The sequence below is a fragment of the Amycolatopsis sp. NBRC 101858 genome (genome assembly GCF_030269325.1).
In the GTDB taxonomy this organism is placed as follows: domain Bacteria; phylum Actinomycetota; class Actinomycetes; order Mycobacteriales; family Pseudonocardiaceae; genus Amycolatopsis; species Amycolatopsis ponsaeliensis.
In genome coordinates, this window is the sequence record NZ_BSTD01000002.1 from 856,765 (window position 1) to 869,398 (window position 12,634).

Sequence of the window (12,634 nt, forward strand, 5' to 3'; positions counted from 1 at the left end):
GCCACGGCAGAATTCCCTTCCCGGGAGAGACCGGACTGCGCCAGGATTCCCTGGTGACCGAGGGCTTCTCGCAGGACTTCCCGCTCCCACCCGCGCCCGGGCCGCAGCCGCCGCCGGTACCGCAGCCCGTGCCGCGCCCGCCGCTCGCCCGGCCCCTGGTCGTCGGCCTGCTCGGCGTCGTCGTGGGCGCGGTCCTGGTCGGCGTGCCGTGGCTCGTGCTGAGCTTCTTCGGCGACGAGCCGAGCGGCAGTGCGCTGACCGCGCCGAAGGCCCTGGGCGGGCTCAGCCGGGCCCAGGACGCGATCGCGAAGGTCGACGCCGTGCGCGGCAAGGCGACGATCGACCGCATCGACAAGACCGACCGGGAGACGGCGTCCCGGGTCTCGGCGGCCTACGGCGGCGCCGGCGCGGTGGTGCAGCAGTACCAAGACGAGGGGCTGCTGCGCTCCTTCCAGCTGGTCGCCGTGCGCGCGCCCTCGCCGGAGCTGTTCGCGCCGTACGAAGACGTCCAGGCCCTCGGCGTGGCCGCGCCGGGCACCGACCTGGTGCGCGCCGGCGCCGTGCAGTGCCTGGTGCACAACGACCCGGCCGCGCCCGGCTCGACCCCGGACCCGGACCGCTCGTTCGTGCTGAACTGCCAGCGCACCGGCCCCGGCTTGACCGTCACGGTGCGGAGCATGGGCACCGAAGGCAACCATGATCCCCAGGAGCTGGCCGGCATCGTCGAGCAGGCGTGGCGGGAGCTCGCGTGACGACCGTCCGCCTCGCCCGGGCCGACGACGAAGCCGCGCTCGCCAAGCTCGACGAGCGCACCTGGACCTCGCTGGTGTCCCCCGCTCCCCCGCCGCCGCCCGGCACGCCGTTCTTCGGCGACGGCACCCGCCCCGAGGACGTCCTCGTCGCCGAACACGACGGCGCGGTCGCCGGCTACGTCCGCCTCGACGACGGGTTCCCCATTCCCGCCTACCGGCACGTGCGGGTGATCGGCGGGCTCGCCGTCGACCCGGACCGGCGCCGGCTCGGCATCGCGCGGCAGCTCGTCGACGCGGCGGTGGCCGAGGCGCGGCGGCGCGGGGCGCGCAAGGTGACGTTGCGGGTGCTCGGTCACAACGCCGCCGCCCGCCGGGTCTACGAGCGCTGCGGATTCGTCGTCGAAGGCGTGCTGCGGGCCGAATTCCACGTCGAGGGCACCGACATCGACGACGTTCTCATGGCCCGCACCCTCGCTTGACAGCTTCCCGGCGGCTTTGCCATCCTGGTCGTGGGCCGAGAGGCGCTGCGACGGAACTCTTTCCGCCACGCTCGGCCCGGACCACGACTCCAAGGGCGCCTCCCGCGAGGGAGGTGCCTTTTTGTCGTCGCGTCACGCCTCCCGAGCGGTCCGCAACCAGCAGTCAGGAAAGAGCTCGAGGAATGAGTGACAAACTGCAGACCCGCAACGGTCTCGACTTCGCCGTCGCCGACCTGTCCCTCGCCGAGGCCGGCCGCACCCAGCTGAGGCTGGCCGAGCACGAGATGCCCGGCCTGATGGCGATCCGCCGCGAGTACGCCGCCGCGCAGCCGTTGAAGGGCGCGCGCGTCGCGGGGTCGCTGCACATGACCGTGCAGACCGCCGTGCTCATCGAGACGCTCGTCGCGCTCGGCGCCGAGGTGCGCTGGGTGTCCTGCAACATCTTCTCCACCCAGGACGAGGCCGCCGCCGCGGTCGTCGTCGGCCCGGAGGGCACCGTCGACGCCCCGGCGGGCACGCCGGTGTTCGCGTGGAAGGGCGAAACGCTCGAAGAGTACTGGTGGTGCACCGATCAGCTGTTCGCCTTCTCCGGCGGGCAGGCGCCGAACATGATCCTCGACGACGGCGGCGACGCGACCCTGCTCGTCCACAAGGGAGTCGAGTTCGAAGCCGCGGGCGCGGTGCCGCAGCCGTCCGAAGAGGACCCTGAGGAGTACCGGATCGTCCTCGAGACCCTGCGCGCGAGCCTCGCCGCCGACGGCGACCGCTTCACCCGCATGGCCAAGGAAATCCGCGGCGTCACCGAGGAGACGACCAACGGCGTCAAGCGGCTCTACAAGCTCGCCAAGGACGGCGAGCTGCTCTTCCCGGCGATGAACGTCAACGACTCCGTGACGAAGTCCAAGTTCGACAACAAGTACGGCATCCGGCACTCCCTTGTGGACGGCCTGAACCGGGCCACCGACGTGATGATCGGCGGCAAGCGCGTCCTCGTCTGCGGCTACGGCGACGTCGGCAAGGGCGCGGTCGAGGCGCTGCGCGGCCAGGGCGCCCGGGTCTCGGTCACCGAGATCGACCCGATCTGCGCACTGCAGGCGGCGATGGACGGGCTCGACGTGGTGGAGCTCGACGACGTCATCGAGACGGCCGACATCTTCATCACCACCACCGGCAACTTCGGCATCATCTCGGCCGACCAGATGAGCCGGATGAAGCGCAACGCGATCGTCGCGAACGTCGGGCACTTCGACAACGAAATCGACATGGCCGGGCTGGCGAAGCTGCCGGGGATCACGAAGCACGAGATCAAGCCGCAGGTGCACGAATGGACGTTCCCGGACGGCCACGCGATCATCGTGCTGTCCGAAGGCCGCCTGATGAACCTCGGCAACGCGACCGGCCACCCGTCGTTCGTGATGTCGAACTCGTTCACCAACCAGGCCATCGCGCAGATCGAACTGTTCGCCAAGCCCGGCGAATACGCCACCGACGTCCACCGGCTGCCGAAGCACCTCGACGAAAAGGTGGCCCGGCTGCACCTGGACGCCCTCGGTGTGAAACTCACCAAGCTCTCGAAGGAGCAGGCCGAGTACATCGGCGTCGACGTCGAGGGCCCGTACAAGCTCGACCACTACCGGTACTGACCCGAGATTGCTCCGTTTGACGCAGTTTGCCGCACCGGGAAAGTGGCCATCCTCCCCGTGACAGCGCATCCGCCCGACCGGTACGGCGGACGGGTCCCGTGCGAAGGAGTGTGTGTCAAAGTGATCGTTCTCGGTGTAATTCTCCTCATCATCGGGTTCATCGTGGGTATCCCGGTGCTTTACACCATCGGCATCATTCTCGCGGTGGCCGGCGTGGCACTGGCCATCCTCGGTGGCACCGGCCGCCGGGTCGGTGGGCGTGCGCACTGGTACTGATCCACGAACTCGCGAACGGCCTGGTACGGCGTCAGCAGCAATGCTCGCCGCGCCAGGCCGTTCGGCCTTCCCGCACCGCCACGAAGGCAATGGCGAGGGCCACGAGCGGATCGGCCCACCACCAGCCCCAGAGGGCGTTGAGCAGCAACCCCGCCAGCAGGACCGCGGAAAGGTAAGTGCAGAGCAAAGTCTGCCGCGAATCCGCGACCGCGCTGGCGGATCCCAGCTCCCGTCCGGTCCGCCGCTGAGCGGCCGACAGAGCGGGCATCACGACCAATGAAACCGCCGCGAGAACGACCCCGGTGACCGAGCTTTCCGGTGCCGCCGCGGTGAAGAACGTCCGCACCGACTCCGCCGTCACGTAGGCGGCCAGTGCGAAGAACGACAGCGCGATCAACCGCAGCGCCCGCCGTTCGCGGGCTTCCGGGTCGCGGCCCGAGAACTGCCAGGCGACCGCGACCGCCGAAGCGACTTCGACGATCGAGTCCAGGCCGAAGCCGACCAGCGCGCCGGACGACGCTTCGGTACCGGCCGTCAGCGCGACGGCCGCTTCCACGACGTTGTAGGTGATGGTCGCCGCCACGAGCAGCCGGACCCGGCGCACCAGCAGCGACCGGCGGTCCGGGGCCACCGTCACCGGTGCGCAGCAGCCGGCGGAGCACTCGCCGCTCGTCACGCCGGTTCGCATTCGTCCCGCGGTTCGACCGCCAGCACGACCTGGACGAGCTCGCGCAGCGCGCGGGCCAGGTGCGCGTCGGCGATCTCGTACCGCACCTGACGGCCCTCGTAGCCCGCCACGACGAGTCCGCACCCCCGCAGGCACGAAAGGTGGTTCGAGACGTTCGAGCGGCTCAGCCCGAGTTCCCCGGCGAGCCGCCCGGGGTAGGCGGGGCCGTCCAGCAGCGCGGTCAGGATCCGGCAGCGCGTCGGGTCGGACAAGGCACGTCCGATGCGGGCCAGCGCCGACTCCCGCGTCTCACAGGTCACCATGCACTGAACTGTACATCCACGGCTGACATATCCACACGGGACACCGGGAAAATAAAGGGTCCTCCGGCTCCGAGGGGGAGGGAGAGCCGAAGGACCCCGTTAGTGTTAGCACATCGCCAAGCCCGTGTACACAGCTGCATACACGATCGTGTTACGCGCTTGACCGGTTCCTGACGCCGTGAAGGCCTTCCCGGCCGGCGCGCGGCCGGCCGGGAAGGCCTTCACGGATCCTGGCGGGAGGCTCAGGAAGCTTGGTACAGCCGGGGTTTTCCCGGTTCGGCCGCGCAGCCGCACCCGCGGCCGAGGGCCTGGCAGTCGACGATCAGCGCGTGCCGGACGCGGTCACCGTCCCCGCAGGCCGGTTCGGTGCACTCGGCGAATCCGCCTTCCGGGTGCACCACCAGCGTGCCGTGGCAGTGATCGATCCCCGCGCCACAAGAAGCGCACTCCATGCCCGCTCCGCCTTCCCGCGTTCGTGCCCGGTGTGCTCGCACTCCTTGCCTACCACCGGAAAGCACCCGGACACGGGACCGCGACGGCGCGTGTCGGCGCGACCACCCGGACGGGATCAGGCGGACTTCGGCGCCCGCTTCCGCGCGGCCGGCTTCTTCTTCGCGGCCGCCGGAGCCTCGTCCTCATCGGACTCATCCGAAGTGGACTTCGCCCCGCGGGACTTCTTCGCCGCGTCCACACTGGCCTGCAGCGCCGCCATCAGGTCGACGACGTCGGCCTTCGCGGTCACCGCCGCCGGCTTGGTCGTCTCCTCCCCCGCCACCTTGGCCTCGATCATCTCCTCGAGGGCCTCGCGGTAGTGGTCGCGGTACTTCTCCGGCTCGAACACCGGCTCGGCCAGCGAGTCGATCAGCGAGCCGGCCATGGTCAGCTCCTGCGGCCGGATCTGCGGCGGGTCGTCGCGCAGGAAGGGGAAGTCGGGCTCGCGGACCTCGTCCGGCCACAGGATCGTCGTCATCACCAGCACGTCGGCGTGCACCCGCAGCACCGCCATGCTCTCCCGCTGCCGCACCGCGACCTTCGCGATCGCCACCTGGCTCGACTTGTGCAGCGCGTCCCGCAGCACGATGTACGGCTTCACCGCGTTCTTCTGCGGCTCCAGGTAGTACGTCCGGTCGTACTGGATCGGGTCGATCGACTCGATCGGCACGAACTCCAGGACGTCGATCGTGCGCTGCGTGGGCAGCGGCAGGTCGGCCATCTCGGTGTCGGTGATCACGACCATCTCGCCGTCGGGCAGCTCGTAGCCCTTGGCGATCTCGGCGTAGGGCACCTCCGCGCCGTCGATCGTGCAGAACCGCTTGTACTGGATGCGGCCGCCGTCGGCCTCGTGCACCTGCCGGAGCGAGACGTTCTTGTTCTCGGTGGCCGCGTACAGCTGGATCGGAATGGACACCAGCCCGAACGAGACCGAGCCTTTCCACATCGCCCGCATGCCGCGTACCTCCGATAGACCACCCAGTCGACTTCACGCTACGTGACAACCGTAGCCCGAATCGTCCTCCGGCGACAGTCCGGCCCGTGCTCGATCTAGACCTCTGCCAGGTATTTCTCCCAGAGTGCCGGATCCATGAACCAGTGCCGGAAGTCCGTCGGATCGGTGAAACCGTTCGCGAACCGCCGCGCGACCGCCGGATTCTGACCGGCCACGCCGAGGATCTGGAGCACGTGCGGGGGCGGCGGCTGGAGCAGCGCGTTCGTCCATTCGGTGACGTGCCGGGCGTACTCCCAGTAGCGCTCGAACGTCGCCGCCATCCACTCCGCGTCGAACGGCCGCTCGCCGCGCTCGACGATCGCGTCGAGGTAGGTCGCGGCGCAGTGGCTCGCGTTGTTCGAGCCCTGGCCGGTGATCGGGTCGTTCGCCACGACGACGTCGGCCATGCCCAGCACGGTCGCCCCGCCGGGCAGGGTGCCGACCGGGTTGCGGACCACCGGTGTGTAGCCGCCGGCCAGGGTGGCCTTCGCGTCGGTGAGCTCGGCGTCGCGGCTGCGCTCGTACTCCCACGGCACGAACTGCTTCATCAGGTCGAGGATCCGCGCGAAGTGCTCGGCCGGGCCCGGCCGGTCGTCGAAGCAGTCCAGCGGCCCGCCGGGCACGCCTTCGAAGAAGAGGATGTCGCAGTTCCCGCTCAGCGTGTACGCGGGGATCATGAACAGCTCGCCGACCCCGGGGACGATGTTGAACCGCACCGCCATCTTGTCCGGGTGCTCCGGCCGCGGGCGCACGCCGTGGGCGTAGGCCAGCGACAGCGCGCGCATCGGCTTCGTGTACGGCGACCGTTCGGGCACGCGGTCGAACAGCTGGACCAGCTCGCCCTTGCCGGCCGAGATGATCACCAGGTCGTAGAGGCGGGCCAAGGCGTCCAGTTCGGACGTCATCACCCCGTGGATGACGAGCTTGCCGCCGCGGTCCTCGAACAGCTCGAGCCAGCCGGCCATCTTCACCCGCTGGTCGACCGACTGCGCGATGTGGTCCAGCTCGGCGAACCAGTCGAGCGCGCGCCCGCCGTCCGGCGCGGCCACGGACACGCCGAGGCCCTCGACGTTCACCGTGTCGGCTTCCCACTGGTCGATGCCGAGATCCCGCTCGTGCTGCAGCGCGTCGTGGAACATGCACTGCGTCGACATCACCCGCCCGTTCCGGATCTCCTCCGGCGTCCGCGCGGACATCACCGTGACGTCGAAGTCCTCGGCCAGCAGCCCGAGGGCCAGCTGCAGCCCGGACTGCCCGGCGCCGACGATCAGGACCTTGCGCATGAAGCTCTTCTCTCCTCGTTCCGGCGTGCGGGGATCAGGCGTGCGGGGTGGCGCCGGCCAGCTCGCGCGGGCCGGACAGCACGGCGAGCGACAGCGTGTGGCCGACCAGCTCGGTCAGGGTGGCGATCGTCGAGGCGCGGTCGCGGGCGTCGCAGGTGACCAGCGGGACGGCGGGGTCCAGCGCGAGTGCGTCGCGGACCTCGTCGAGGTCGTGCACGGGCATGCCCTCGAACTGGTTGACCGCGACGACGAACGGCAGCTCCGAGTCGTTCTCGAAGTAGTCGATCGCCGCGAACGACTCGTCGATCCGGCTGGTGTCGACCAGCACGACCGCGCCGAGCGCACCCCGGCTCAAGTCGTCCCAGAGGAACCAGAACCGCGCCTGGCCGGGCGTGCCGAACAGGTACAGCAGCAGGTCCGGGCGCAGCGTGATGCGGCCGAAGTCCATCGCGACGGTCGTGGTCGACTTGCCGCCGGGCGGGATGTCGTCGACCCCTTCGCCGGCCTCGGTCATCCACGCCTCGTTGCTCATCGGGGGCACTTCCGACACCGACCCGACGAACGTGGTCTTGCCGACACCGAAGCCCCCGGCGACGACGATCTTCGCGGAGATCGTCAGCAGTTCGCCCTCAGGCGGGGAGCCGCTTGAGCCCATCAAGGATCCTCTCGAGCACGTTGGTGTCGTGGTGGTAGGCGTGCGCCGTGGGGTGGACGAACACCGCGCCCTGGGACGCGAGGTCGCCGATGAGCACCCGCACCACGCCCAGCGGCAGGTCCAGCCCGACCGACAGCTCGGCGATCGAGCACCGCGCCCGGGCGCGTTCGTAGAGCGAGCGCGACTCGGGCATCAGCGTGCCGCTGAGCGCCGGGTCGTACTGCGGGACCGAGACCAGCGTCTCCACCAGCAACTGGTGGCGGGTGCTGGTGCGACCACCGGTGAGCGCGTACGCCCGGATCCGGCGGCTGCGCCGCGGCAAGGCGGTGCCCGAATTGGACACTGTGGACACGGCAATCACATCCTCGTGCTGACCGGGGCTCCGCCCCGAGCCGGGGGCATCGCCACCCGGACCCCCGAAAGGCTCGTCGGGCATGTCGATCACACCCGCGGGCGGCGCGCGGTGAGCACCTGGCGCAGTTCCGCACGCACCTCGGGGGTGAGCGCGTGGCCGGCGTTGGTGATGAACTGGGTCATCTCGTAGGCGACCACCTTCATGTCCGCCTCGCCCGAGGTCAGCACGGCGAGCCCGGCGCCGGAACCGATGCCCATGAACAGGAAGTAGCCGTGGGTGAGCCGGATGATGATCTGCTCGCAGGCGCCCTTCCCGAACAGCGCCGCGCTGTTGCCGGCCAGCGAAAGCAGGCCGCTGGCGATCGCCGCGAGCTGTTCGGCCTCGGCCTCGCCGACCGAGTCGGACGCGGTGAGGGGGAAGCCGTCCACGCTCATGATCAGCGCGTGGCTGACGCCGTGGACCTTGCGCACGAAGTCGTCGAGCAGCCAGGCGAAGTTCGCCGGGGCCGGGTGGGGGGCGCTCACGAAGCGGTTCCTCCGGGCGTCTCGTCCTGCTGGGACCGGTTGTTCTCGGCGAGCGCGGCCCGCTCGCCGTCGGCGAAGGCGCCGAGATCGGCGAGCAGCCGGTCGTGCCCGGCACCCGGCGAAGCCGGGGCCGGCGGGGGCGGCGGCTCGGGCGCGGCACCGCGGATGCTGCCGGGCACCCGGCGCGGCAGGCCGTTGGCGGTGGTCCCGCCGGTCTGCTCGACCGGCCGCCGGCGGGGGGTGGGCTTGCGCGGGATCGCGGTGACCGGCTCTTCGTGCGGGAAGGTGCCCGGGCGGCGGCGCGGGAGCCCGCCGGCGGTGACCGGTTCGCCGGTCGCGGCCTCGACCGGCTCCGCCGTGACAGCGCCACGCGGGGCTCCGCCCCGAGCCGGGGGCTTCGCCGCCCGGTCCCCCGAACCGACGACAGCGCCACCCGGGGCTCCGCCCCGAGCCGGGGGCTTCGCCACCCGGTCCCCCGAACCGACGACAGCGCCACCCGGGGCTCCGCCCCGAGCCGGGGGCTTCGCCACCCGGTCCCCCGAACCGACGACGGTGCGGGTGCCCGACCACGCGTTCTCGGCGAGCTCGGTGACGATGCCGGTCGGCAGCAGCACCGTGGCCACGGTGCCGTGCGGGCTGCGCCGGTCCAGGCGCACGGTGACGCCGTGGCGGGCGGCGAGCCGGGACACCACCGCGAGCCCCATGTGGCGGGCCGCGGCGTCGTCGAGCTCACCGCCGGCGGCCAGCCGCGCGTTGAGACCGTCGACGCGGTCGGCGGGGATGCCGATGCCCTCGTCCTCGATCCGGACGAGCACGCTGCCCTGCTCGGTCAGGTGCGCGCTGACGTTCACCGGCGAGCTCGGCGACGACTGGTTGGCGGCGTTGTCGAACAGCTCCGCGAGCACCCGGCCCAGGTCCTCCGCGGCGAAGCCGACGACGCCGAGGTTCACGACCCGGCCGATGGTGATCCGGGCGTAGTGGTCGATCGAGGACATCGCCGCGCGCATGACGTCGAGCAGCGAGGTCGCGCGGGCGGCGTCGTCGGCGGTCTCCTGGCCGGCCAGCACGCGCAGGTTCTCGGCGTTGCGCCGCAGCCGCGTCGCGAGGTGGTCGAGCTGGTAGAGCTCGGCGAGGCGGTGGTGGTCCTCCTCCCCCGCCTCCAGCTCTTCGAGCCGGGCGAGCAGCTGGTCGAGGAGGTTGAGGTCACGCAGGGCGACGCTGGCGCAGATCTCGGCCAGCACGGCGTCGTCCGCCGGTGCTTCGGGCACCACCACGGGCGCCAGCTGCGTGAGCGCGGGCCCGGCCGCGGGCGCGTACCCGGGATGCTTCGGGGGCGCGGTGAGGAACTGCGCGGCGGCGACCCGCGAGCGGTCCAGCAGGACGCGTGATCGATCCAGGAGTTCCCGGGCCCGGCTGGCCATGTGGTCCCACTTCTTCCTTGCTCAGTTCGGACGCGGTGCGACGTGCCGACCCCCGGCGGCGACGACCGACATGCAAGCAGAAAGCCTCGTGACGTGTCCACAACCCGTCCCCGCGCGATCACGTCGCGTGAGCGAGGATCAGGGGCGTCGCGCCTGGTGAGCGCAGCGGACTAGGCCATTCGGTGCATTTTTGCAAATTGCGTGTCGCAACAGAACGCACACGGACGCCGATACCGCAGGCAGCAAGGGCCGGCGCAGCAGAATCCGCCCCTGTCCGGTTCGCCCGGATTTTTGCGGGCCACGCACTTTTTTGCGTGGCGCGCAAGTTTTTCGCTACACTCTGTTCATGCCGCCGGGGGAACCACCGAAGCTGACGCTGCGGGAACGCAAGAAGCGCGAAGCCCGCCGCGCGCTGGCGCAGGCCGCGTTGCGGCTCGCGCTGGACCGCGGGCTGGAGAACGTGCGGGTCGAGGACATCGCCACCGAGGTCGGTGTCTCGCCCCGCACATTCAACAACTACTTCTCCAGCAAGGAGCAGGCGGTCTGCTCGATGGTCGTCGACCGCCACGAGGGGATGCGCGAAGCCCTGCTCGCCCGGCCCGAGGGCGAGCCGCTCTGGGAGTCCGTGAAGCAGGCGGTGATCGAGCAATATTCGCGTGAGGGCGAGCCGGATCGCGCGTATGTTGCGCGTATCCGGGAGCTGATGGGCCAGCTCATGCTGCGCGGCGAGTTCCTCAACGCCCACGCGGCGGTCGAACGCGTCCTCGCCGAGACCATCGCGAAGCGGGCGGGCGGGGCGGACCACCTCCTGTGCCGGCTGATGGCCTCCACGGTGGAAAGCGCCGTCCGCGTCGCCTTCGTCAACTGGTTCATGACCGAGGGCGAGCCGTTCCTCCCGACCCTGGAACGGCTGCTGGACGAGCTGGCCACCGGGATGCCCACCCTGACCGGCACCACCCCGCTACGACCCGGACCGGACACCACCACCACATCACTGGGGGAACCGTTGTGCTAGTCAAGCTCCTGCGCAGTCACCTGCGCCCGTACAAAACCACGTTGTGGGTGATCGTGGCGCTGCAGCTCGTGCAGACGATCGCCATGCTCTACCTGCCGACGCTCAACGCCGACATCGTCGACAACGGGCTGATCAAGGGCGACATGGGGTACATCCTGCGCGTCGGCGCCGTGATGCTCGCCGTGACGCTCGCCCAGATCGCCGGCTCCATCGGCGCGGTGTACTACGGCGCCCGCACCGCGATGGCGGTCGGCCGCGACATCCGCGCCGGTGTCTTCCACCGGGTGCAGGACTTCTCGGCCCGCGAGGTCGGCCAGTTCGGCACGCCGTCGCTGATCACCCGCACCACGAACGACGTCCAGCAGATCCAGATGCTGGTCGTGATGACGCTGACGCTGATGGTGTCGGCGCCGATCATGTGCGTCGGCGGGATCATCCTGGCGCTGAACCTGGACGTGCCGCTCTCCTCGCTGCTGCTGGTGATCGTGCCGGTGCTGGCGGTCGCGGTCGGCACGATCATCACCAAGATGCGCCCGGCGTTCCGCCTGATGCAGGAGCGGATCGACAAGATCAACCAGGTGCTGCGCGAGCAGATCATGGGCATCCGCGTCATCCGCGCGTTCGTCCGCGACAAGCACGAGCGCGAGCGCTTCGACGCCGCGAACGACCAGCTGCTCACGGTTTCGCTGCGCGTCGGCAGGCTGATGGCGCTGATGTTCCCGATCGTCATGCTGGTGATGAACGCCTCCAGCGTCGCCGTGCTGTGGTTCGGCGGGCAGCGCATCGACTCCGGCAGCATGCAGATCGGGGCCCTGACGGCGTTCCTGTCCTACCTGCTGCAGATCCTGATGTCGGTCATGATGGCCACCTTCATGTTCATGATGGTGCCGCGCGCGGAGGTCAGCGCCGAGCGGATCAGCGAGGTGCTCGACACCGAGTCGAGCGTCCGCCTGCCGGTGTCGCCGATCACGCCCGGCGAGGTGCACGGCCACCTCGAGCTCTCCGGTGTCGAGTTCCGCTACCCCGGCGCGGAAAAGCCGGTGCTGTGCGACATCTCGCTGATCGGGCGGCCGGGTGAGACCACCGCCGTGATCGGGTCGACGGGCACCGGCAAGACCACGCTGCTCAACCTGATCCCGCGGCTCATGGACGCCACGAAGGGCACGGTGAAGGTCGACGGCGTAGACGTGCGCGACCTCGACGCGGGCGTGCTCGCCCGGGCGGTCGGGCTCGTGCCGCAGAAGCCGTACCTGTTCGCCGGGACGGTGGCCAGCAACCTGCGCTACGGCAACCCCGACGCCACCGACGAAGAGCTGTGGCACGCGCTGGAAGTGGCCCAGGGCAAGGACTTCGTCGCGGCGATGCCCGAAGGGCTCGACGCGCCGATCTCCCAGGGCGGCACGAACGTCTCGGGCGGCCAGCGGCAGCGGCTCGCGATCGCGCGGATGCTGGTCCACAAGCCGGAGATCTACCTCTTCGACGACTCGTTCTCGGCGCTGGACTACGCGACCGACGCGGCCCTGCGCCGCGCGCTGGTCTCGGAGACCGCCGACGCGACGGTGATCATCGTCGCGCAGCGCGTCAGCACCATCCGCGGCGCCGACCGCATCATCGTCCTCGACGAGGGCCGCGTCGTCGGCACCGGCACCCACCACGAACTCTTCGACGGCAACGAAACCTACCGGGAGATCGTGCTGTCCCAGCTGACCGAACAGGAGGCGGCGTGAGTACCACGGACGCCAAGCCCGCTGTCAC

15 protein-coding genes and 1 riboswitch are annotated in these 12,634 nt (G+C 70.4%); of the genes, 6 read left to right on the forward strand and 9 right to left on the reverse strand.

Going from position 1 to position 12,634, the window contains the following annotated elements:
• Positions 1-53 precede the first annotated feature (53 nt).
• The 4 genes from QSK39_RS17195 to QSK39_RS17210 all read left to right on the forward strand — a co-directional run bounded on the left by QSK39_RS17195 (position 54) and on the right by QSK39_RS17210 (position 3,150).
• Entirely contained in the window at positions 54-752 is a 699-nt protein-coding gene (locus QSK39_RS17195) for a hypothetical protein (protein WP_285478748.1), read from the forward strand.
• Positions 749-1,231 carry a GNAT family N-acetyltransferase gene (locus QSK39_RS17200; protein WP_285478749.1) on the forward strand — a complete coding sequence of 161 codons (483 nt, stop codon included), beginning with the start codon at positions 749-751 and terminating at the stop codon, positions 1,229-1,231. The genes QSK39_RS17195 and QSK39_RS17200 overlap by 4 nt, the downstream gene beginning before the upstream one ends.
• A gap of 31 nt (positions 1,232-1,262) precedes the next feature.
• A riboswitch (S-adenosyl-L-homocysteine riboswitch) is annotated at positions 1,263-1,339 on the forward strand.
• Between the two features lie 74 nt (positions 1,340-1,413).
• A complete protein-coding gene (gene ahcY / locus QSK39_RS17205) occupies positions 1,414-2,874 on the forward strand; it encodes an adenosylhomocysteinase (protein WP_285478750.1) in 1,461 nt (486 codons plus the stop codon).
• Positions 2,875-2,994: 120 nt separating this feature from the next.
• A complete protein-coding gene (locus tag QSK39_RS17210; protein ID WP_284748905.1) occupies positions 2,995-3,150 on the forward strand; it encodes a hypothetical protein in 156 nt (51 codons plus the stop codon).
• A gap of 31 nt (positions 3,151-3,181) precedes the next feature.
• Here the strand turns inward: QSK39_RS17210 and QSK39_RS17215 are convergent, their stop codons facing one another.
• The 9 genes from QSK39_RS17215 to QSK39_RS17255 form a co-directional block, all read right to left on the reverse strand.
• Positions 3,182-3,838: a cation efflux transmembrane domain-containing protein gene (locus tag QSK39_RS17215; RefSeq protein WP_502873283.1), complete on the reverse strand. Its 657-nt coding sequence runs from the start codon at positions 3,836-3,838 to the stop codon at positions 3,182-3,184.
• Complete coding sequence (gene cmtR / locus QSK39_RS17220) at positions 3,823-4,140, reverse strand: Cd(II)/Pb(II)-sensing metalloregulatory transcriptional regulator CmtR (protein WP_284748903.1); 318 nt, start codon at positions 4,138-4,140, stop codon at positions 3,823-3,825. Before cmtR ends, QSK39_RS17215 begins: the two co-directional genes overlap by 16 nt.
• A 242-nt stretch (positions 4,141-4,382) precedes the next feature.
• Positions 4,383-4,592, reverse strand: a complete 210-nt coding sequence (locus tag QSK39_RS17225) for a hypothetical protein (RefSeq protein WP_285478752.1) — start codon at positions 4,590-4,592, stop codon at positions 4,383-4,385.
• Positions 4,593-4,708: 116 nt separating this feature from the next.
• Positions 4,709-5,587 carry a non-homologous end joining protein Ku gene (gene ku, locus QSK39_RS17230; RefSeq protein WP_285478753.1) on the reverse strand — a complete coding sequence of 293 codons (879 nt, stop codon included), beginning with the start codon at positions 5,585-5,587 and terminating at the stop codon, positions 4,709-4,711.
• Positions 5,588-5,682: 95 nt separating this feature from the next.
• Positions 5,683-6,909, reverse strand: coding sequence for a styrene monooxygenase/indole monooxygenase family protein (locus QSK39_RS17235; RefSeq protein WP_285478754.1), 1,227 nt, complete (start codon positions 6,907-6,909; stop codon positions 5,683-5,685).
• Positions 6,910-6,943: 34 nt separating this feature from the next.
• A complete protein-coding gene (locus QSK39_RS17240; RefSeq protein ID WP_285478755.1) occupies positions 6,944-7,564 on the reverse strand; it encodes a GTP-binding protein in 621 nt (206 codons plus the stop codon).
• A complete protein-coding gene (locus QSK39_RS17245) occupies positions 7,539-7,907 on the reverse strand; it encodes a DUF742 domain-containing protein (RefSeq protein WP_285479922.1) in 369 nt (122 codons plus the stop codon). The genes QSK39_RS17240 and QSK39_RS17245 overlap by 26 nt, the downstream gene beginning before the upstream one ends.
• Before the next feature lie 98 nt (positions 7,908-8,005).
• Positions 8,006-8,443: a roadblock/LC7 domain-containing protein gene (locus QSK39_RS17250; RefSeq protein WP_125315245.1), complete on the reverse strand. Its 438-nt coding sequence runs from the start codon at positions 8,441-8,443 to the stop codon at positions 8,006-8,008.
• Positions 8,440-9,864, reverse strand: a complete 1,425-nt coding sequence (locus tag QSK39_RS17255; protein WP_285478756.1) for a sensor histidine kinase — start codon at positions 9,862-9,864, stop codon at positions 8,440-8,442. The genes QSK39_RS17250 and QSK39_RS17255 overlap by 4 nt, the downstream gene beginning before the upstream one ends.
• Positions 9,865-10,210: 346 nt before the next feature.
• Between QSK39_RS17255 and QSK39_RS17260 the strand changes: the two genes are divergently transcribed.
• On the forward strand, positions 10,211-10,879 hold the full coding sequence (locus QSK39_RS17260; RefSeq protein WP_285478757.1) for a TetR/AcrR family transcriptional regulator: 669 nt from the start codon (positions 10,211-10,213) through the stop codon (positions 10,877-10,879).
• Positions 10,873-12,606 (forward strand): ABC transporter ATP-binding protein, encoded by a 1,734-nt coding sequence (locus tag QSK39_RS17265; protein WP_285478758.1) that lies wholly within the window; start codon positions 10,873-10,875, stop codon positions 12,604-12,606. Before QSK39_RS17260 ends, QSK39_RS17265 begins: the two co-directional genes overlap by 7 nt.
• The last annotated feature ends 28 nt before the right edge of the window (positions 12,607-12,634 follow it).

Coding starts and splice junctions, on each gene's coding strand:
- ahcY (WP_285478750.1), top strand. CDS start 1,414: ATGAGTGACAAACTGCAGACCCGCAACGGTCTCGACTTCGCCGTCGCC.
- QSK39_RS17215 (WP_502873283.1), bottom strand. CDS start 3,838: ATGCGAACCGGCGTGACGAGCGGCGAGTGCTCCGCCGGCTGCTGCGCA.
- cmtR (WP_284748903.1), bottom strand. CDS start 4,140: ATGGTGACCTGTGAGACGCGGGAGTCGGCGCTGGCCCGCATCGGACGT.
- QSK39_RS17225 (WP_285478752.1), bottom strand. CDS start 4,592: ATGGAGTGCGCTTCTTGTGGCGCGGGGATCGATCACTGCCACGGCACG.
- ku (WP_285478753.1), bottom strand. CDS start 5,587: ATGCGGGCGATGTGGAAAGGCTCGGTCTCGTTCGGGCTGGTGTCCATT.
- QSK39_RS17235 (WP_285478754.1), bottom strand. CDS start 6,909: ATGCGCAAGGTCCTGATCGTCGGCGCCGGGCAGTCCGGGCTGCAGCTG.
- QSK39_RS17240 (WP_285478755.1), bottom strand. CDS start 7,564: ATGGGCTCAAGCGGCTCCCCGCCTGAGGGCGAACTGCTGACGATCTCC.
- QSK39_RS17255 (WP_285478756.1), bottom strand. CDS start 9,864: ATGGCCAGCCGGGCCCGGGAACTCCTGGATCGATCACGCGTCCTGCTG.
- QSK39_RS17260 (WP_285478757.1), top strand. CDS start 10,211: ATGCCGCCGGGGGAACCACCGAAGCTGACGCTGCGGGAACGCAAGAAG.